This window comes from Colwellia sp. BRX10-1 (assembly GCF_014077545.1).
Classification (GTDB): domain Bacteria; phylum Pseudomonadota; class Gammaproteobacteria; order Enterobacterales; family Alteromonadaceae; genus Colwellia_A.
The window spans coordinates 112,013-132,016 of record NZ_JACGWC010000001.1 but is presented as its reverse complement, the minus strand read 5'-3'; the positions used below and the strand labels follow the sequence as shown (position 1 = coordinate 132,016).

Here is a 20,004-nt window from a genome sequence, read left to right as displayed (position 1 = left end):
AAATGTAAACATTAGGAGCTATATCATGGCCATAACAGTCAATACCAATGTAACATCGTTGAATGCTCAACGTAATTTAACAAAATCTGGAGAAAACTTAGCCACTTCAATGCAACGTCTATCTTCTGGTATGCGTATCAATGGTGCTAAAGATGATGCCGCAGGTATGCAAATATCAACGCGCTTAACGTCACAAATTAGTGGTTTAGCAGTTGCGCAACGTAATGCCAATGATGGTATTTCTATGGCGCAAACTGCAGAGGGGGCTATGCAGTCCTCTACCGATATTTTACAACGTATGCGTGACTTGTCATTGCAGTCAGCTAACGGCTCAAACTCAACATCAGATCGTGAAGCACTACAAAAAGAAGTATCAGCATTGCAATCAGAGTTAACACGTATTGCTGATACGACTACCTTTGGTGGTCAAAAACTATTAAATGGTACTTATGGTACCCAACAGTTTCAGGTTGGCTCAGACAGTAACCAAACTATCGGTGTTACATTAGAATCCGTGGGAGCTTCTGATATTGGTTTGATTGGTAAAGGCATTGATATCGCTGCAATCACTGGTTTCTCAGGCGCAAGCACAACGGCCAAAACATTTGCTTCGACAGATACCTTAACCATGACTGTCGGTGGTGAATCAAAAAATATTGATTTAACCACAGGCATGAGTGCTGCAGATTTAGCGGGTCAAGTTAATGGTGCTGAAGGTGTATTCGGCGTTAGCGCTAAGACACAAGTGGCTGTTGGTGGGTTTGGTACTACCAACACAACCGCAACCGATGTAGTGACGTTAAACGTGGCAGGTGTAGAAATTTCAGCAACTGCTGGAACTACCGGTGATGCGACTGTTACAGCATTAAATACTGCCATTGATGCGGCCACAGCTGAAGCATTAGCAGCCAAAGGAATTACCGCATCTATTGTTGCTGCAACAGGCGATGCGGGTGATGATTTATTAGTATTTACTAATGCTAATGGTGAGAATATTGATGTGACACTGGAAATCGCGGGTGGTGCAACGGATGGTTTAGCAGGTACTGTATCTGCTTTTGATGGCGCTGCAATTATTGCTGGCGGCACTACAACTACAGCAGGCATAAGCACAACTTCAAGTGCTACCTCTACGGTAACAGGGCGTTTAGATTATACTAATGCGACTATAGACCTTAATAAAGGTACTGCAGCGTTAACTGCTGGTGGAACGCTAGGTGGTGCAGGCGCAGCAACGGTTGATACGACAACAACTTTAACGTCTGTTGCTAGTCTTGATATTTCTACAGCAGGTGGCTCCCAGTCAGCGATAGATGTTATTGATGCGGCATTAGCGTCAATTGGTGATTCACGTGCTGATTTAGGTGCTACGCAAAACCGTTTTAGTCAAACCATTGGTAACTTAGCGAATATCCAAGAAAATGCTTCAGCATCACGTAGTCGAATTATGGATACTGACTATGCGACCGAAACAGCAGTAATGACCAAGAACCAAATATTGCAACAAGCAGGTACCTCAATTTTGGCGCAAGCAAACCAAATACCACAAGCAGCTATTAGCTTAATTGGTGGTTAATTGGTCGTTAAAAATTGATATAATATTTAAAAAAGGCTGAGTATAACTCAGCCTTTTTTTTTATTTACAATCGTTATTACGATATAACTTTTATTGATTGGTTTGATGTGAGAAGGCAGCATGATGAATATAGAAATCAAAATAAATAAAGCGAAGAAGTTATATAAAAAAAATGAATTTGAAAAATCACACTTGATATGTAAAAGATTACTCCGTAGTAATCCGGAGCTTATTAGTGTATTGAAAATACAAGCGCTTAACTATCAGGGGATGAATAACTTAGACTCTGCACTCTTGTTTTTTAAAAAAATAAGTAAAATTAACTATACAGACGCTAATGCTTGGCTTGATATTGCGAATGTTTACTTTTCTCAACAAAAATTCGAATTAGCCATTTATTATTATGAGAAAGCAATCAGTTTTGATCCCTTAAAGGCAATATTATGGAATAACGTTGCTGCATGCCAAGTAAAGCTTGGTGATAGCGTTAAAGCTGAAGTGAATTATAAAAAAGCAATCTCTTTGGATAAAAGTGTTTCAGGGTTTCGAATAAATCTAGCTTTGTTATTTATGGAACAAGCGAAGTTTTCTGATGCGATAGATTTGTTTATAAAAACTTTGGAGTTTGATGAAAAGCAAACACGTGCTTATTTACATGTGTTCCATATCTTTATGTATTTACACCGCTATCAAGATGCGTTAGAAATTGCAGATATGGCAATAGCCAGTAATGCGCTAACGGATCCTGAATTGTGTAATATTTTAGTTGGTAAAGCCATTTTATTTTGGTTGTTTTATAATCCAGAGGAAGGTGATCAGGCTATAGCGTTAAGTTCTCATATCTATCAGTACCAATATCACTCTAAAACCATGGCTAATATGGTTGTATTTCATCGATATTTAACTGAACTATTTAAATATCGACAGCAAGAAAACAATGTATATCAGTGTAATGAACCTGAAAGTACGCAAGAAATGTTTTTTGTTTCAGAAAGTCACGGTTTCTCTCCTAATAATACCATTGTTAATTATCAAAATGCCTCATACCAAATTCGTTCTCTTTTCATTATGGGTGCAAAAATATTTCATCTTATAAATGATGATGATAATAAGCATAAAGCCAGTTTAAAGGTTTTATTTGAAAACTTGCCTAAAAAGAGCAAGGTGGTGGTAGGTTTTGGAGAAATAGACTGTCGATCCAACGAGGGAATTTTTCATCACCATTTAAAAACAGGTAAAGATATTAGTAATATCATTGATGAAATGTTGAATAAATACGTGCAAATGTTAAAAACGTTAGCGAAAGATAGCATGTTAGAGGTTATTTTATATGGGGTTCCTGTACCTCACCCTGAAACAATGAATGTTTTAGGTGCAGAATCGAAAAATAAGTTTAAATTTTTGATTGAATATTTTAACGCTTCTATGGCAAAAATTTGCCTTAATAATGATATTGTTTTTTTAGATGTATATCAATTGACCACAGAACAAACCGAATGTAAATTGCACTATTACATTGATACAACTCACTTGAAGCCCGACACTGTATCTGAATTATTCCAAAAGCTTACATAGTTTTATAATCGTTACTTCCCTTCTTGTGATACTTTAAGAATGGAACTTTATATGTTTAATTCAAATATATTTAAAAAAACATTAAAGTTAATTTTAGTGCTGCCGTTACTGTTATTAGAACGGGTACTTAATGACACTTTCCATAACGAAAAGCATCAAATTAAGTTCCTGACTTATAAAAATTGTTTAACTAACGTATTACATATTGTAATCAGGAGTTTTAAAAATGGCTATTTCAGTAAACACTAACGTTACTTCATTAAATGCACAACGTAACTTATCTAAATCAGGCGCAGCGTTAAGCCAGTCTATGGAACGCTTATCATCAGGTATGCGTATTAACAGCGCTAAAGATGATGCAGCTGGCATGCAAATTTCAACTCGTTTAACTTCACAAATTAGTGGCTTAGGTGTAGCACAACGTAATGCTAACGATGGCATTTCTATGGCGCAAACAGCAGAGGGTGCATTACAATCTTCTACAGATATTTTACAACGTATGCGTGACTTGTCACTACAATCATCTAACGGTTCAAACTCTACCTCAGATCGTGAAGCACTACAAAAAGAAGTAACAGCGTTACAATCAGAGTTAACGCGTATTTCAGATACAACGACCTTCGGTGGTCAAAAATTATTAAGTGGCAGTTACGGTACACAGCAGTTTCAAGTAGGCTCTGACAGCAACCAAACGATTGGTGTAACGTTGAATTCAGCAGCAGCTTCTGATATTGGTTTGATTGGTAAAGGCATTGATATCGCTGCAATCACTGGTTTCTCAGGCGCAAGCACAACGGCCAAAACATTTGCTTCGACAGATACCTTAACCATGACTGTCGGTGGTGAATCAAAAAATATTGATTTAACCACAGGCATGAGTGCTGCAGATTTAGCGGGTCAAGTTAATGGTGCTGAAGGTGTATTCGGCGTTAGCGCTAAGACACAAGTGGCTGTTGGTGGGTTTGGTACTACCAACACAACCGCAACCGATGTAGTGACGTTAAACGTGGCAGGTGTAGAAATTTCAGCAACTGCTGGAACTACCGGTGATGCGACTGTTACAGCATTAAATACTGCCATTGATGCGGCCACAGCTGAAGCATTAGCAGCCAAAGGAATTACCGCATCTATTGTTGCTGCAACAGGCGATGCGGGTGATGATTTATTAGTATTTACTAATGCTAATGGTGAGAATATTGATGTGACACTGGAAATCGCGGGTGGTGCAACGGATGGTTTAGCAGGTACTGTATCTGCTTTTGATGGCGCTGCAATTATTGCTGGCGGCACTACAACTACAGCAGGCATAAGCACAACTTCAAGTGCTACCTCTACGGTAACAGGGCGTTTAGATTATACTAATGCGACTATAGATATTAGTAAGGGTACAGCGGCTTTAACAGCAGGTGGAACACTGGGCGGCGCAGGCGCAGCAACAGTTGATACCACTACAAGTTTAACCTCAATTGCAGACCTTGATATTTCAACTGCAGGTGGTTCGCAATCAGCAATCGATGTCATTGATGCGGCTTTACAGCAAATCGGTAATGAGCGTGCTGAATTGGGTGCTACACAAAACCGCTTTAGTCAAACTATTGGTAACTTAGCAAACATTCAAGAAAACGCTTCAGCTTCACGTAGCCGTATTCAAGATACAGATTACGCAACAGAAACTGCGGCAATGACTAAAAATCAAATATTGCAACAAGCAGGTACATCAATCTTAGCGCAAGCTAACCAATTGCCACAAGCAGCGTTAAGCTTAATCGGTTAATTGAATAGGAATTCGCAAGTAATTAGTAAGATTATTAATTAACCTTACTAATTAGGAAAACATGAGGAAGGCCTATTAGTTAATAGTTCCTTCCTTTTTCTGTATTTACTTGTGATATTTTAGTTTCATGTTTAGGAGTTAGTGATGAGTGCAATAAACACTTCAACGGTTAATAGTATTAATGTTAACTCAAGCAGAGCTGATAATGTTGAAAATGACTTTCAAGCCCACGATAGTTCCGTAGCAAAAAGTCCGATGTCTGATATTGTCACAGGTAACAAAACTATTGAATTAGTGGCTAAGGCGGATAGTTCAGAACAGCAAGGTAAAGTGCTAATATCTTCAGAGCAGCTAGAGAAGGTGGCGCAAAATTTGCAAGATTTTGTTGGTGAAATGAACAAAGGCTTAGAGTTTTCTGTAGATAAAGACTCAGGCCGAGACGTAATTAAAGTAACAGATAAAAAAAGTGGTGATTTAATAAAACAATACCCCACAGAAGAAGTATTAGATTTAGTAGCGAAGCTTTCTGAGGCAACAGGTAATTTTATTAATACTGATGTATAGTTATAAAAGTACCGCAATAGATAAATAGTGTTTATAACATTTAGTCAATAATATTTAATGAGAATTATTAATATTATTAATAGTAGGTTGCTGTAAGTAGATAATATAGCTTGTTAATATAGCTATGATAATAGATAAAACGTGGTGGTTTATGCCTAATATTACATTTAATGGTTTAGGATCTGGCTTACAAGTAGCCGACATTGTCAACGCTATCGTTGGCGCTGAAAAAGTGCCCTTTGAAACGAGACTTAATCGTAAAGAAGCGGCAATGACAACAGATATCTCTGCTGTTGGTGCACTTAAATCAGCACTACAAAAAGTGCAAGATTCTATGTCTAATTTAGCGGATGCTGATCGATATCAATTACGTGAAGCAAAAGGTAATGATGATTTTATCTCTATGGCGTCAAATAAAGATGCAGAAGTGGGTAACTATTCGGTAAAAGTAGATACTCTTGCTGAAAAACATAAATTGCTTTCTGAAGGTATCGATAGTGAAGAAGTGGTTGGTGAAGGCACGCTCACTATAAATTCAGGTGATAATAGCTTTGAGGTTGTGGCTTCAGATACGGCGACATTAGCGGATATTCGTGATGCCATAAACGATAGTGACGATAATGATTCAGTCATCGCTACGATTATAACTGATGACGACGGTCAGCATTTAGTGCTCTCGAGCAAAGAAACAGGGCTAGCAAATGCAATTACTATCGTTGTAGATGATGTTGGCGATGTTGGCGTAGATGGCTTTAATAACACCGATGCGGATGGCCTTTCACGTTTAGCCTATGAACCTAATTCTGAATCACCTAATTATTCCTTAAGCATGGATGAAGCAACACCTGCTGTTGACGCACAGATAACCATTGATGGTTCTTTGGTTGTTACTAATAGTACCAATACGTTTACCAACGTGATTGATGGTGTAGATATTACAGCGAAGAAAAAACACAGTGTGGATGATGACTTAAGCAGCGTAACATTAAGTGAGAATAACGCTAATATTGAAGCAGGGATTAATGACTTTGTTAAAAATTACAACAGTCTTTTAACGCTAAGTAAAACGTTAGGGCAAGCAGGAGAAGGCAGTACTGGCCCGCTAGTAGGCGACTCTCTATTAAGAGGCGTTATGAGTAAATTACGTCAACAAGTCAGCACTCCTTTTGAGACCAGTGGTGGTGAAAGCATATCGTTATCGCAGTTAGGTGTTCGAAGTGATCGTTATGGTGTATTGACGTTAGATAAAAGTGACCTAAATGAATTTGTTGCAAAAGATGTAGATGGTATTCAAAACTTTTTTGTTGGCTCTGAAGATGCCCCTGGCTTCGCCGCATCAGTTGATACATTGATGAAGTTTTATACAGATTCTGATGGGGTGATTCAAAGTCGAATTGATAGTAAGAAAAACCAATTAGATAATTTAGATGATGATCGTCTTTCTTTTAGTCGAAGAATGGATGATTTGGAAGCACGACTGTATAGCCAATATAATGCAATGGATTTGTTGGTAGCCAATCTAAATGCTACAGGTAGCTATATTACCGCGCAGTTAGATAATATGCCAGGTGTGGTTAAACAAAATAAGTAAACCCTGAATCTTTAAGTGGAAATGCTTATATTTCAAAATCTTATTTCGAAAGCTCTAGTGTGTTTTTTAATTAGTGTCTGTTTACCCCATTGCTTATTGACTCAATAATAAATGCTACTTTGATTGCAATCCTTTTTTTTGTTAAGTTGAATATATGACTTTCTATAATTAATATAAATTAACTTACAATAAACTAGCAATTTTACTATAGAGTAGTTGCTTGGCAGTTAGTTAAGTTCCAATTGTTCGCGCCCTACCTATGATTGTAATAACGCTGATGACGTCATTGGCAATATCTTCTATGTCTCTTGATGCATCTATTTGAGTTTCCTTTTATTATTGTTGTTCAAGACTAAGTTGTGAAATTTCAACGATGTCTTTTGTAAAAACTCCTAAACCAGGCTTTAACGGCTTTTCTTTGATCGCAGGACTTGCGTTAGACATAATGCTAAGTGAGATATTACTACTTGCAGTTAATGGGTTAGCAACAGACATATTGCACTCCAGTTTTATTGAACTAGGTAATGACGGTTGCCAATTATTACCTAGCGCATAGTAAAGTATAGTTGTGTTTATTTGAAAATTAAACGTTTTCGTAATGTAGGAGGATATACTTAGCAGTGAACACCAATAAATAAGGTGTTAACTTGCCCGTGTGACTTTGTAAGTGATTGATATTTATTTGATTTACTTATGGTTGATTAGTGTTTTTGATAAGGTTTTGATAAGATTTTGATACTTTTTTACTCTTTTTTAAGTTTAATACTTGCTCAGCTATTTCTTGTTTACAGCTTGCAGAATTGGTTGTTAACTCACTATCAAGGGTAAGCATCTCTTGTAGAAGAGACATGTGTGAACTTATATCTTCACTAGTGTTCTGTTCAAATAAGTTAGTGATTAATATTTGTCTAGCGGTCACTAGGTCAGTTAACTCTTCATTTGAGGGCTGTTCTTCAGTACTTTCTAAAGAGGATTCATTTTGAGTGGGCTGTAGACTTGTCTGTACTGATAGTATACGCGACAAGAGTTGTCGCGATATATCATTTATTTGTTCAATAAAACGTTTAGTGTTATTTGGCACTAAAAACTAACCTTACCCTGGCTTTCTACAGGAATGGAGTCCCAGCCAGACTTAATAGGCAATAATATTTGGATAACCTCCTCTAGCTTATCGGGGTCATTGTTAGTGCTAGCAACTAATAACTGTTCTGAACAATATTTATAAAGTGAAGCTAAGTTTTCTGAAACTTCACCACCTTGTTTAAAATCAAGAGAGCCCTCTAAAACACCAATAATAGCGATAGCGTTTGATAGTTCAGTGCCTTTTTTTTCAAAATTATTTTGTGAAATTGCGCCTTTAGCGGTAGCGATATTACCTAATAATTTTTGAAATAGCATAGCAACTAATTGATAAGGTGATGCCTGCTGAGCAGTACTTTTATTGGTTTGATGATACTTTTTAAGTGAAGCGTGTGTCATAGACACCTCCTCGTTAGCTATACCTTCAGTATAGAAAACTTGTAGAATTGAAACAATAGCTATAGTTGATAACTTTAAAAACTTAGCTAATTTAAACCAATGGCTGGTTATTTACGGTGACAGCAAAGCCTTCATTTTGTGCTTTTTGATAAGCCTTTAATAACACATCATGAGTTATATCTTCTTTATTATTTAAGACACCGTTGCTTATTACTTCAATATTATCCCAACCGCGAGTGACTAAATACTCTTCTATTTGCGTGATTTGTTGTTCAAAAGGCATTTCTTTTGAAAACATATTAAACTCGTGACGGGTTCCTTTAGTAAACTCTTTATTATCATGCATTAATTCAGCAGTGCCATTTATGATCAACATCTGATTTCCTATTTTTAAGATATGGTTATTGATAAATATGACCATGCTTTTATTATGCCAAACTTGTTGATTTATTAGTTTGTTACTGTTTTTAAAGTTAAGTCATTGAAGTTAAGTTAAAAATAAAAAATATTTTTTACTGCTCTTTCCGCATTAAAATTGAAAAGTGATTATTTATATTGATTACAACTTTTTGACACTAGTATTCGCTTAACAATTTTAAATATTAATTCTGTTGCATTATTTATTTTTTATCTGTAGTTGTTCTTACACAATAAGCTTGCCATATTTGTATTTATAGGAACCATAGCGCTCTGCTATTAACAAATTATCTTAGAGTATTTATCGGTAAATTTTTATTTATCTTTAGACATTTTATATTTATATGAAGATAGCGATATCTATCGTTAAGTTAGAATCTGCTATCTGACTTGATTTATCGAGTAAAAAAATATCTATACTATTCAAGTCAATTTTATGACGTTACAGTGTCAATTTATTGTTGCTTATTTACTATATCTCGCTAGAATAAAATTATAGATAACAAAAATATGGTTTTATTAGATATATGCAGGGTCAAAAACATGTACTTGTCGTTGATAACGACATTGCCAGACGCGATCAAATAGCGACCGTATTATCATTTGTCGGTGAACATTTTTATGTGTGTCCTGAAGATGATATTGAGCAGTATTTTAAAGAAACTGATAATATTCTTACGGTGGTTTTGTGTGGCAAGGTCAGTGACTTACTGGTCGATTTTGTTAAAAAACACCCTGAAACACCTTTTATCCTCCATGATGTACTCGACGCGACTTTATTAAGTGGTGCTGTTAATGTTTTAGGCAGTTTAGCTGTGCCTTTAAATTATGCTCAGCTTACCGAGCAAGTACACCACTGTCATCAATACCATAACCAATTACCCTCAAAGCGAAATCACAACGGTCCTAATTTGTTATTCCGCTCTTTGGTGGGCGCCAGTGAACCTATGTTACAAGTGCGCTTTTTAATTGAACAAGTGGCTAGTACGCAAGCGAGTGTCTTGGTTTTAGGTGAATCAGGTACGGGTAAAGAAGTTGTGGCACGTAATATTCATAATTTATCTGACCGCGCTAAGGGGCCTTTTGTTCCGGTTAACTGTGGCGCTATACCCGGTGAATTATTGGAAAGTGAATTATTTGGTCATGAAAAAGGTGCCTTTACGGGCGCTATTTCTACCCGTAAAGGTCGTTTTGAAATGGCTGAGGGTGGCACGTTATTTCTTGATGAAATAGGTGATATGCCTCAACCCATGCAAGTGAAGCTACTTCGTGTTCTGCAAGAACGTACTTTTGAGCGTGTCGGTGGCGCCAAGAGTATTAAAACCAATGTGCGTATTATTGCTGCAACCCATCAGCACTTAGAAGATATGATCACCGCGGGCACATTCCGCGAAGATTTATTCTATCGTCTTAATGTTTTTCCTATTGAAACACCGGCATTACGTGATAGAAAAGAAGATATTCCATTACTGATTAAAGAACTTATTTCTCGTTTTGAAGCAGAGCAAGGACAAAGTGTTCGTTTTACTGAGCAAGCGATTGAATCTTTAAAATTACATGCTTGGGCAGGTAATGTTCGAGAATTATCTAACTTAATTGAACGTATGATCATTATGTTTGCTGAGCAAGTGGTTAATGTCAGTGAATTACCAGCAAAGTATCGTCATATTGATGTTGAAGAGTATCAACCTGAATACCCTGATGAGTTGCAAGAACGTGATGCGATAAATGAGCTATTTTCTGGCTTTGATTATGATGACGAAGAAGATACCAGTAGTTTTGCTGACCAACCAGAAGAAGCATCTGTGGTTGATGTTTTGCCAAACGATGGCTTGAATTTAAAAGAATACTTAGCGGACCTTGAAGTGTCGATGATAAACCAAGCACTTGAGAAAAATGACTGGGTTGTTGCACGCTCGGCAGAATTATTAGGGATGCGTCGAACCACATTAGTTGAAAAAATGCGTAAGTATAACTTACAAAAAAACACTAACTAATATCCTACGTTAACCAAATGTATTGATTGTTATATCCGTTATTACACCAGCCGTTGTACTGGAAAGTATCGCGAGGGTTAGCGTCTTTATCTTTGGTTGAACTGAATATTCTTGGACAGTAAAGCCAAATATTTGACGGCAAGAATTGCTCTAAAAATCGCTTCTAACATCATGTAAATTAATATAAAACCTCTTTGGCATAATTAATGCTTTATTCAGTTGGTATTTTTAAATTGAGTAAAGTATATGGCCGTTGCAGTTTCACATTCATCAGCATCTTCTAAATTGTCTACACCCATTCATTGTGTGGAAGATAATCTGTTTCATAAAGCTAAATTTGCTTTTACTCCGCAGTCATTTGCCCATAGCGATACGTTAGAAAGTGAAGCATACCGTGGCGAGCTATCGTTACTTCGTCAAAAGTCTAATCAACTTGAGCAAATTATTGATGTTATGCCGACCGGGATGATAATGCTTGATGGTAACGGTATTGTTATTAAAACCAATAAAATTGCTAGTTTGTTACTCGATGAACCGATTCTTGGTCAAGCTTGGTTTGATGTTATTAAACGCTCGTTTAAACCTCGTGCCGACGATTGGCATGAAGTGTCATTGAAAGACGGCCGCCGGGTTAAATTAGAAATTACTGCTTTAGGTGATCAACCTGGCCAGTTAATTATGATCACTGATTTGACCGAAACGCGTTTATTACAAGATAAGCTTAGCCATATGCAGCGTTTATCGTCATTAGGTCATTTGGTTTCAAAGCTTGCTCATCAAATTCGCACACCACTTTCTGCCGCTATGTTATATGGCGCAAATTTAAAAAATAAAAAGCTTTCTTCAGACGATCGAAGTAGCTTTCAAGACAAATTAATGGCGCGCTTGCACGACTTAGAACAGCAAGTAAACGATATGTTGTTGTTTTCAAAAAGTGGCAAGCAAAAAGTTGTTGAACCACTTTCAATTAATAAATTGATTACCCATTCAGTTAACGCCGTAGAAGCATTAATTGTTCAGGCCAAAGCGAAAGTAAACATTAAGCTTTGTGATGATGATTGCCAAATCTTAGGTAATAAACGTGCGTTAAGCGGTGCTATTGAAAACTTAATTCACAACAGTTTACAAGTTATTAAGCAGGGTGCGGAGATATCCATTACCACCTACTGCCAAAATGAATACGCTTACATTAGTGTACAAGATAATGGTCAAGGTATTAGTGAAGAGCTTGCCAATAAAATTTTTGAACCTTTTTATACATCAAGGGCACAGGGAACCGGCTTAGGTTTAGCGGTGGTAAAGTCAGTTGCTAAGGCTCATCAAGGCGATGTTCGCTTAGTGAGTAAGCCAGGAGAGGGCGCGCACTTTTGTATTCACTTACCTATTTTAGACACAAACAATGTTAACGGGGAGAACACTAATGAATCAAAGTAAAATATTAGTTGTTGAAGATGATGCAGGATTACGTGAAGCCCTGATGGATACTTTAAAGTTATCAGGTTATCAATGTATTGAAGCTCAATCAGGTGAAGATGCTTTACTCACGCTTAAAGAACAAAGTGTTGATCTCGTCGTTAGTGACGTGCAAATGGATGGTATGTCGGGCTTAACACTACTCAATAGTATTAAAAGAAATTGGCCAAATTTACCTGTGCTGATAATGACGGCATACGGTACGATTCATGATGCTGTTCAAGCGATGCGTGATGGCGCCTGTAATTATATGGCAAAACCTTTCGCGCCAGAAGTGCTACTTAATATGGTTAACCAATATGTGCCATTGAATGTGACTAGTCGGCATGAACCTGTGGTTGCTGACGCACAAAGTATTGAACTATTAGCGTTAGCAAAGAAAGTCGCGACCACAGATGCTTCTGTTATGGTGCTCGGCCCCAGTGGCTCTGGCAAGGAAGTATTAGCACAATACGTTCATTACCATTCGAACCGAAGTGATAAGCCCTTTGTTGCCATAAACTGTGCTGCAATTCCAGAGAATATGCTGGAAGCGACTTTATTTGGTTATGAAAAAGGTGCCTTTACTGGAGCCATTCAAGCGTGCCCAGGTAAATTTGAACAAGCACAGGGTGGTACTATTTTATTAGACGAAATCACTGAAATGGATCTTGGCTTACAAGCAAAAATTTTACGGGTCTTACAAGAGCGAGAAGTTGAACGCTTAGGGGGTCGTAAAACAATTAAGCTTGATGTTCGTGTTATCGCAACCAGCAACCGTGATTTAAGAGTGGCTGTAAAAGATGGCATCTTCCGTGAAGATCTCTACTACCGTTTAAATGTCTTTCCATTAACTTGGTTAGCATTAAATAAACGCAGAGATGATATTGTGCCATTAGCCAAACATTTAATTACTCAAGCATCGTTAGCGAATAACATGGCTATTCCAGAACTAACCGCTTCGGCGAGAAATAAACTGACGAGTTACGATTGGCCAGGCAATGTTCGTGAATTAGATAATGTTATTCAACGAGCCATTATTTTGCATAGCGACCAGATTATTAATGCCGGTGACTTGTTAATTGAAAATTTCGACAGTGAAATTATTACTGACGTGGCGTTAGAAAATAATAGCGAAGACATGCTTGGTAATGAATTAAAAATACAAGAGCATCAAATTATTCTTGATACCCTCACCGCTTGCCAAGGTAGCCGTAAAGATGTTGCTGAACGATTAGGCATTAGCCCAAGAACGCTTCGCTATAAAATAGCAAGAATGCGTGATTCGGGCATTCAAATACCAGCCTAACAATCGCTCAAAAGGGTAATTTTCCTATAAAGCCAATATTTTCATTTAAAATATTGGCTTTACTGCTATTTGCAGTTTTCACTCATTAAACCTTCCATAACCTCGATAATTCTTTAATTCTCATACTGGCACCATGCTTGCAATATCATCGTTATATCGTTACTTAAACCGTTATTTATAGGCTTAGTAGCAAAAAATTGACACAAGTGAGTAGCTCATGAATATCGATACCAATTCTTTATACGCACAAATGCAAAGTATGTCGCTTGGAAACTCTTCGGTGCAGGGGGCTTCATTTGAAAAAATGGGCAATAACCTTGGCATGGGAGACAGTGCTATTCCAGCGCTGAATAAGTCGACCAGTAATTTTGGCGATATGCTTAAAGATGCGGTGAATAATGTCAATGATATTCAAAAAGAGTCTGGAGCAAAGAAAATAGCTTTTGAAATGGGCGACCGAAGCGTTACGCTCGCTGATACCATGGTTGCTTCCGCTAAAGCTGGTATTGCTTTTGATGCCACCGTACAAGTACGTAATAAGTTTGTTGAAGCATATAAAGAAATAATGAATATGCCAGTTTAACAATACCTTAGTATAAAATAGATAGTATTTCGTAATAAAATCAAGTGGTAGTGGAGAAATTAAGTGGCTGATACTGATAATAATTCAATGGTTGCTGCCGATGGCGGCACCGGGTTAATGGCAAGTGATGGTGCTGATAATATGGCTGATGAGCAAAAATCAGGCTTTGCTTCTGCTATGGGTAATGTCGATTTATTACGCCAAGTCACCTTAATTATGGCATTAGCAATTTGTTTAGCTATTGCTGTTTTTGTTATTATGTGGGCAAATCAAGCCGAATATAGATTTCTTGCCAAACAACCTACCGAACAATTAATCAAAACAATGGACTTTCTAGACGCTAACCAAGTGGATTACCGTCAAGCAAACAACACTATTTCAGTACAAAGTGATCAATATCAAGAAATTAAAATTTTACTTGCTCGTGAAGGTTTATCTGATGAACCAACAGAAGGTAGTGAAATTATTATGCAAGATATGGGTTTTGGTGTCAGCCAGCGCCTTGAAACAGAACGTCTTAAGTTTTCTCGTGAGCAGCAATTGGCTCGCACCATTGAAGAACTGCAAGCTATCTCTAGAGCAAAAGTTTTACTGGCGATACCCCGCGAAAATATTTTTGCTAAACGTACCCGCAGCGCATCTGGCACTGTGGTACTAACTATGCGTAAAGGGCGGATGTTATCTGAAGAAGAAGTTGACTCTGTTGTTGATATTATTGCTTCTGCCGTTCAGGGTATGGAACCTAACCGAGTTACAGTGACAGATCAAAATGGTCGTTTACTTAATTCCGGCTCACAAACCTCTGTTTCTTCTCGCTCACGCAAAGAGTTTGAAATGGAGAAAAAAAGAGAAAATGAATATTTAAACAAAATAGACAGCATACTCATCCCTGTCGTTGGTTTAGGGAACTACACCGCACAAGTTAATGTGACCATGGATTTCACCTCAAGTGAAGAAATGCAGCGTCGTTATAATTCAGATTTACCGGCACTGCGCAGTGAAATGAAAGTTGAAGACAACACGATTGGCGGTTTACTTGGTGGTATTCCTGGAGCGTTAAGCAATCAGCCACCACTTGATTCAAATATTCCAGAAAATGCGAATGGTGGTGCACAACAAAGATCAATGCCTGGTCGTAAACACCTTGAATCAACAAAAAATTATGAATTAGACGAAGCTATCAGCCATACCAAACAACAAGCAGGTGTCGTTCGTCGAGTAAGCGTTTCTGTTGCACTTGATTACTTGGCAACTGCTGATGCTGAAGGCGCGATTACCGATTCACCGAGATCTGTTGAAGAAATGTCAAATATTCGTCGCTTATTACAAGGGAGTATTGGTTTTAATTTACAACGTGGTGATGTATTAGAAGTCGTTACCTTGCCATTCTCTCGTCAAATTATTGAGGATGCTCCTAAAGTTCCTTTCTATGAGAATGCCGACATATTAAAGTTTTTCAAATTAGGCATGGGCGCATTAGTCATTATTGTATTGATACTTGCCGTTGTTAAACCTATGCTTAAACGTCTTATTAACCCTGATCAAACACCTGATGACTACGGTGATAAATCACTCGATAGCCACATTGATTTGGGTGATGAAACCATGGATATGCTAACATCAGACTTTGATGCGGCGGCAGTAGGTTTTGCACCTGATGGTAGTTTACAATTACCTGATTTACATCGCGATGAAGATATACTAAAAGCTGTTCGAGCGCTTGTTGCTAATGAGCCTGAACTTTCCTCTCAAGTGGTTAAAAGTTGGTTGAACGAAGATGAGTGATGAAATGCAAGAGTTAGCCCCTGCACCTAAGGGTTTTGACGTTGACAAACTTGATGGTGCAGAGAAAGCTGCGATATTATTGCTAAGCTTATCTGAAGAAGATGCCGCGCAAATATTAAAACACTTAGAGCCTAAGCAGGTTCAACAAGTGGGCATGGTTATGGCTGCCATGGAAGATTTCACCCAAGAAAAAATTACCGCTGTTCATAAGCTCTTTATCCATGAAATACAAAACTTCAGTACCATTGGCTTCCAAAGTGAAGAATTCGTTCGCAAGGCATTAACTGCAGCATTAGGTGAAGACAAAGCCGGCAATTTAATTGATCAAATTGTCATGGGAGGCGGTGCAAAAGGTTTAGATTCATTGAAATGGATGGACTCAAAACAAGTAGCCAATATTATTCGTAACGAGCATCCTCAAATTCAAACCATTGTACTTTCCTATTTAGACCCTGATCAATCGGCTGAAATTATGAGCCAGTTTGCCGAAAAAGTGCGTTTAGATTTAATGATGCGTATTGCTAACCTTGAAGAAGTTCAACCGGCAGCATTACAAGAACTTAATGAAATTATGGAAAAACAGTTTGCCGGTCAAGCAGGTGCACAAGCCGCTAAAATGGGTGGTTTAAAAGCAGCAGCTGACATTATGAACTATTTGGATACCAATGTTGAAGGCATGCTAATGGATTCAATTCGTGAACATGACGAAGAGATGAGTCAACAAATTCAAGACTTGATGTTTGTTTTCGAAAACCTTGCCGATGTAGACGACCGTGGTATTCAAGCGATATTACGTGAAGTACAACAAGATGCGTTGATGAAAGCAATTAAAGGCGCAGATGATGTACTGAAAGAAAAAATTATGGCTAATATGTCCAAACGTGCCGCTGAAATGCTGGCAGATGACCTTGAAGCTATGGGACCGGTGCGTATTAGTGAAGTTGAAGCCGCACAAAAAGAAATATTATCTGTTGCTCGACGATTATCTGACGCTGGAGAAATTATGCTTGGTGGCGCTGGTGGTGGTGATGAGTTCTTATAAACCTTATATTTTTAGGTCAGTCAAAACTTACTGTTATAAAATATTATGAAATTATTAAATAAATCGAATGCTGAAGTTATTAAACATAATCCCGAACAAGAAACCGATGTTTGGTCATTGCCGACGGTTAAATCTGAAAATAAAATTAAAGATGAAACAACCAATGCTATGGGAAAGAAAGCCGCTTGGCGTTTCGAGCCCCCTGAAGATTTTGTTGAAGAAGAAATCGCGCCATTAACGGCAGAAGATATTGAAAACATTCGTCAAGCTGCATTTGATGAAGGCCTTAATCAGGGCAAGGAAGAAGGTTTTGCTAAAGGTTATGAAGAAGGTAAAGTCTCTGGTCATGAAGAAGGTATGGTACTTGGTCACCAAGAAGGTCTTGAAACTGGCTTAGCCGAAGCAAAAGAAAGTATCGATGAACAATCAGCTGCATGGGCGTCACTTACTGAACAGCTTCATAAGCCATTACTCGATGTCGAAAAAAATGTTGAACAACAATTACTTCATCTTGTCGTAGAACTCACCGAAGCGATTACCTTAGAAGAAGCTAAAACTAACCCTGATATTATTATTGCTGCGATTTCTGCGGGTATAAAAGCTTTACCCAGCCAAGAAGCGCAAACACAAATTTTATTACACCCCAACGATATTAAACGTGTTGAAAAGCAATTTGGCGCTAAACATGTGCAAGAACAAGGTTGGCGTTTACTCGCTGCCCCGCAATTAGTTCCGGGTAGCTGTCAAATTGAAAATAGCACCTCTAATATCGATCTGAGTGTTAAATCTCGAATAAAAGAAGTATTGGACTCGTTTTTGCAAGATGCACTACATCAGTAATTTCTTGTACAAAAGAGTCAAAATACCGCTATGGTTGATATTTCTCGCCTTAATGAAAGACTAAAAAACTGCCAAGAGTTTGTGCACCCGCATAAAGTCTCTGTTGCTGGGCGTTTAGTCCGAGTAGTCGGATTAACGCTTGAAGCTGTTGGCGTAAAAGCGGCAGTTGGTAGCCAATGTTTAGTCGAAACGGCACAAGGCGATTTAATCGCTGAAATTGTTGGTTTTTCTAAAGACATAACTTTTCTAATGCCAGAGCAAAGCTTACAAGGTGTTTTACCGGGTGCGCGCGTTGTGCCACTGACAACTAAAGCTCGCTTACCCTTTTCAATGGATTTACTTGGCCGAGTCGTTGACGGTGTTGGTAAACCACTCGACGGCAAAGGGCCAATCAAGAACTCAGGCAACTATCAAATAAACAATAAGCCGATTAATCCGTTATCAAGGCGTGGTATCACTGAACCACTTGATGTTGGTGTGCGCGCTATTAATAGTTTTTTAACGGTTGGTATTGGTCAGCGTATGGGCTTATTTGCCGGTTCAGGTGTCGGTAAAAGTGTCTTGTTAGGCATGATGACACGCGGCACAACTGCTGATGTTATCGTTGTGGGGCTAATTGGCGAACGTGGTCGAGAAGTTAAAGAGTTTATCGAAGAAATTTTAGGCGAAGAAGGGCGAGCACGTTCAGTTGTTGTTGCGGCGCCTGCCGATAATTCGCCATTAATGCGTTTAAAAGGCTGTGAAACTGCCGTACAAATTGCTGAGTACTTTCGTGATCAAGGTCTGAATGTCTTGCTACTGGTTGACTCGCTAACGCGTTATGCCCAAGCGCAACGAGAAATAGCACTGGCTGTCGGCGAACCACCGGCAACCAAAGGTTATCCGCCTTCGGTCTTTTCAAAGTTACCCCAACTTGTTGAACGAGCCGGTAACGGTGGCGATGGTCAGGGATCAATTACCGCATTTTTCACCGTGTTAACCGAAGGTGATGATTTACAAGATCCGATTGCTGATGCGGCGCGTGCTATTTTAGATGGACATATTGTTTTATCTCGTGCCTTAGCCGATTCAGGGCATTACCCCGCTGTTGATATTGAAGGCTCGATTAGCCGTGTTATGCCGATGGTGACCAGTGATGAGCATCAACAACTTGCTCGGCAACTAAAGCAAGTCTACTCACTCTATCAGCAAAATAAAGATTTGATTGCTATTGGCGCTTATAGCCGTGGTAATGATCCTCGCATTGATCAATCCATTGATTTAATGCCGGTGATCAAGTTCTTCCTACAACAAAAAATGTTGGAAATTATTCCTTATGATCAAAGCTTAACGCAACTTCAAGAAATACTTTCTGCAGCGCAAGCACACGCGCAAGCAAAACAAGGCCAGCAAAATGCCTAAACATAATAACGTTAACGCTATTTTCGAAAAATTGATTAGCTGTTTAGTATTATCTAGGAGGACGTTATGCCATTAAAGCAACTAAATACCTTACATCGCTATGAACAGGATAAAGAAAAAAAAGCAGCGCAAGCACTGCAAACTGCTGAATTTGAATACCAACAAAATCTTGAACGTTTACAAAGTGTCAGTGACTATCGTCTTGAATATATGAAACGTTTGAATGCTCGCTCTATGGTGGGTATTGATAGCGCGACGTTTAGTCATTTTCATGCCTTTATTGCCAAGCTCGATTATGCTGCTGGGCAAGTTGATATTGCGATTATGCAGAGTAAGGCGATGGTGGAAAAGAGCAAACAGCTCTGGCTAGCGCAGCGACAAAAAATTCAAGCGGTAGAATTACTGCTTGATAAAAAAACACAAGCGCTCACTCTTATCGCTAACAAGCAAGAACAAAAAATGTTTGATGAAATTGCTACTCAACAATTTGTCCGTCGTAAAATGCGGGGGTAAAGTGAATTAAATAGTAATTTCTAAGTGGAACAATACTTGCTTATTTAACTAATATAAAAAGTATTCGCAATAAACGACGTTGTCATCATTGTAAATATAGCTCAAA

18 protein-coding genes are annotated in these 20,004 nt (G+C 38.2%); 14 read left to right on the top strand and 4 right to left on the bottom strand.

What is annotated here, in order from left to right; all coding sequences use genetic code 11:
- Positions 1 to 25: 25 nt before the first annotated feature.
- From H4J75_RS00590 to fliD, 5 genes are all read left to right on the top strand, one after another.
- The gene (locus H4J75_RS00590) at positions 26 to 1,576 is read left to right on the top strand and encodes a flagellin (RefSeq protein ID WP_182221078.1); all 1,551 of its coding nucleotides are present in this window, start codon (positions 26 to 28) and stop codon (positions 1,574 to 1,576) included.
- Between the two features lie 120 nt (positions 1,577 to 1,696).
- The gene (locus H4J75_RS00585) at positions 1,697 to 3,151 is read left to right on the top strand and encodes a tetratricopeptide repeat protein (RefSeq protein ID WP_182221077.1); all 1,455 of its coding nucleotides are present in this window, start codon (positions 1,697 to 1,699) and stop codon (positions 3,149 to 3,151) included.
- A gap of 226 nt (positions 3,152 to 3,377) precedes the next feature.
- Positions 3,378 to 4,925, top strand: coding sequence for a flagellin (locus H4J75_RS00580; protein ID WP_182221076.1), 1,548 nt, complete (start codon positions 3,378 to 3,380; stop codon positions 4,923 to 4,925).
- Positions 4,926 to 5,069: 144 nt separating this feature from the next.
- Positions 5,070 to 5,489, top strand: coding sequence for a flagellar protein FlaG (locus H4J75_RS00575; RefSeq protein ID WP_182221075.1), 420 nt, complete (start codon positions 5,070 to 5,072; stop codon positions 5,487 to 5,489).
- 151 nt (positions 5,490 to 5,640) lie between these two features.
- Complete coding sequence (gene fliD, locus H4J75_RS00570; protein WP_182221074.1) at positions 5,641 to 7,080, top strand: flagellar filament capping protein FliD; 1,440 nt, start codon at positions 5,641 to 5,643, stop codon at positions 7,078 to 7,080.
- Between the two features lie 336 nt (positions 7,081 to 7,416).
- On the opposite strand, the gene H4J75_RS00565 is transcribed toward fliD, so the two are convergent.
- From H4J75_RS00565 to H4J75_RS00550, 4 genes are all read right to left on the bottom strand, one after another.
- Complete coding sequence (locus H4J75_RS00565) at positions 7,417 to 7,575, bottom strand: hypothetical protein (protein WP_182213504.1); 159 nt, start codon at positions 7,573 to 7,575, stop codon at positions 7,417 to 7,419.
- A gap of 196 nt (positions 7,576 to 7,771) precedes the next feature.
- On the bottom strand, positions 7,772 to 8,161 hold the full coding sequence (locus H4J75_RS00560) for a flagellar protein FliT (RefSeq protein ID WP_182221073.1): 390 nt from the start codon (positions 8,159 to 8,161) through the stop codon (positions 7,772 to 7,774).
- A complete protein-coding gene (gene fliS, locus H4J75_RS00555) occupies positions 8,161 to 8,559 on the bottom strand; it encodes a flagellar export chaperone FliS (RefSeq protein WP_182221072.1) in 399 nt (132 codons plus the stop codon). Before fliS ends, H4J75_RS00560 begins: the two co-directional genes overlap by 1 nt.
- 91 nt (positions 8,560 to 8,650) lie before the next feature.
- Positions 8,651 to 8,935, bottom strand: a complete 285-nt coding sequence (locus H4J75_RS00550) for a hypothetical protein (RefSeq protein WP_182221071.1) — start codon at positions 8,933 to 8,935, stop codon at positions 8,651 to 8,653.
- 568 nt (positions 8,936 to 9,503) lie between these two features.
- On the opposite strand from H4J75_RS00550, the gene H4J75_RS00545 reads away from it, so the two are divergent.
- The 9 genes from H4J75_RS00545 (at position 9,504) to fliJ (ending at position 19,898) form a co-directional block, all read left to right on the top strand.
- The gene (locus H4J75_RS00545; protein WP_182213512.1) at positions 9,504 to 10,973 is read left to right on the top strand and encodes a sigma-54 dependent transcriptional regulator; all 1,470 of its coding nucleotides are present in this window, start codon (positions 9,504 to 9,506) and stop codon (positions 10,971 to 10,973) included.
- A gap of 246 nt (positions 10,974 to 11,219) precedes the next feature.
- On the top strand, positions 11,220 to 12,407 hold the full coding sequence (locus H4J75_RS00540; protein ID WP_182221070.1) for a PAS domain-containing sensor histidine kinase: 1,188 nt from the start codon (positions 11,220 to 11,222) through the stop codon (positions 12,405 to 12,407).
- Positions 12,394 to 13,734: a sigma-54 dependent transcriptional regulator gene (locus H4J75_RS00535; RefSeq protein WP_182221069.1), complete on the top strand. Its 1,341-nt coding sequence runs from the start codon at positions 12,394 to 12,396 to the stop codon at positions 13,732 to 13,734. The genes H4J75_RS00540 and H4J75_RS00535 overlap by 14 nt, the downstream gene beginning before the upstream one ends.
- Positions 13,735 to 13,951: 217 nt before the next feature.
- Positions 13,952 to 14,317, top strand: a complete 366-nt coding sequence (fliE, locus tag H4J75_RS00530; RefSeq protein WP_182221068.1) for a flagellar hook-basal body complex protein FliE — start codon at positions 13,952 to 13,954, stop codon at positions 14,315 to 14,317.
- A gap of 63 nt (positions 14,318 to 14,380) precedes the next feature.
- Entirely contained in the window at positions 14,381 to 16,102 is a 1,722-nt protein-coding gene (gene fliF / locus H4J75_RS00525; protein WP_070374633.1) for a flagellar basal-body MS-ring/collar protein FliF, read from the top strand.
- Positions 16,095 to 17,144 carry a flagellar motor switch protein FliG gene (gene fliG / locus H4J75_RS00520; protein WP_070374632.1) on the top strand — a complete coding sequence of 350 codons (1,050 nt, stop codon included), beginning with the start codon at positions 16,095 to 16,097 and terminating at the stop codon, positions 17,142 to 17,144. The genes fliF and fliG overlap by 8 nt, the downstream gene beginning before the upstream one ends.
- A gap of 45 nt (positions 17,145 to 17,189) precedes the next feature.
- Complete coding sequence (gene fliH / locus H4J75_RS00515; RefSeq protein WP_182221067.1) at positions 17,190 to 17,984, top strand: flagellar assembly protein FliH; 795 nt, start codon at positions 17,190 to 17,192, stop codon at positions 17,982 to 17,984.
- Positions 17,985 to 18,014: 30 nt separating this feature from the next.
- Positions 18,015 to 19,385 carry a flagellar protein export ATPase FliI gene (fliI, locus tag H4J75_RS00510; protein WP_070374630.1) on the top strand — a complete coding sequence of 457 codons (1,371 nt, stop codon included), beginning with the start codon at positions 18,015 to 18,017 and terminating at the stop codon, positions 19,383 to 19,385.
- A 66-nt stretch (positions 19,386 to 19,451) separates the two neighbouring features.
- Positions 19,452 to 19,898 (top strand): flagellar export protein FliJ, encoded by a 447-nt coding sequence (gene fliJ / locus H4J75_RS00505; RefSeq protein ID WP_070374629.1) that lies wholly within the window; start codon positions 19,452 to 19,454, stop codon positions 19,896 to 19,898.
- Positions 19,899 to 20,004: the final 106 nt, after the last annotated feature.

Bases quoted from the DNA above. Each gene is read 5' to 3' on its own strand.
- H4J75_RS00590 (WP_182221078.1), top strand. From the start codon at position 26: ATGGCCATAACAGTCAATACCAATGTAACATCGTTGAATGCTCAACGT.
- H4J75_RS00585 (WP_182221077.1), top strand. From the start codon at position 1,697: ATGATGAATATAGAAATCAAAATAAATAAAGCGAAGAAGTTATATAAA.
- H4J75_RS00580 (WP_182221076.1), top strand. From the start codon at position 3,378: ATGGCTATTTCAGTAAACACTAACGTTACTTCATTAAATGCACAACGT.
- H4J75_RS00575 (WP_182221075.1), top strand. From the start codon at position 5,070: ATGAGTGCAATAAACACTTCAACGGTTAATAGTATTAATGTTAACTCA.
- fliD (WP_182221074.1), top strand. From the start codon at position 5,641: ATGCCTAATATTACATTTAATGGTTTAGGATCTGGCTTACAAGTAGCC.
- H4J75_RS00565 (WP_182213504.1), bottom strand. From the start codon at position 7,575: ATGTCTGTTGCTAACCCATTAACTGCAAGTAGTAATATCTCACTTAGC.
- fliS (WP_182221072.1), bottom strand. From the start codon at position 8,559: ATGACACACGCTTCACTTAAAAAGTATCATCAAACCAATAAAAGTACT.
- H4J75_RS00550 (WP_182221071.1), bottom strand. From the start codon at position 8,935: ATGTTGATCATAAATGGCACTGCTGAATTAATGCATGATAATAAAGAG.
- H4J75_RS00545 (WP_182213512.1), top strand. From the start codon at position 9,504: ATGCAGGGTCAAAAACATGTACTTGTCGTTGATAACGACATTGCCAGA.
- H4J75_RS00540 (WP_182221070.1), top strand. From the start codon at position 11,220: ATGGCCGTTGCAGTTTCACATTCATCAGCATCTTCTAAATTGTCTACA.
- H4J75_RS00535 (WP_182221069.1), top strand. From the start codon at position 12,394: ATGAATCAAAGTAAAATATTAGTTGTTGAAGATGATGCAGGATTACGT.
- fliE (WP_182221068.1), top strand. From the start codon at position 13,952: ATGAATATCGATACCAATTCTTTATACGCACAAATGCAAAGTATGTCG.
- fliG (WP_070374632.1), top strand. From the start codon at position 16,095: ATGAGTGATGAAATGCAAGAGTTAGCCCCTGCACCTAAGGGTTTTGAC.
- fliH (WP_182221067.1), top strand. From the start codon at position 17,190: ATGAAATTATTAAATAAATCGAATGCTGAAGTTATTAAACATAATCCC.
- fliI (WP_070374630.1), top strand. From the start codon at position 18,015: ATGGTTGATATTTCTCGCCTTAATGAAAGACTAAAAAACTGCCAAGAG.
- fliJ (WP_070374629.1), top strand. From the start codon at position 19,452: ATGCCATTAAAGCAACTAAATACCTTACATCGCTATGAACAGGATAAA.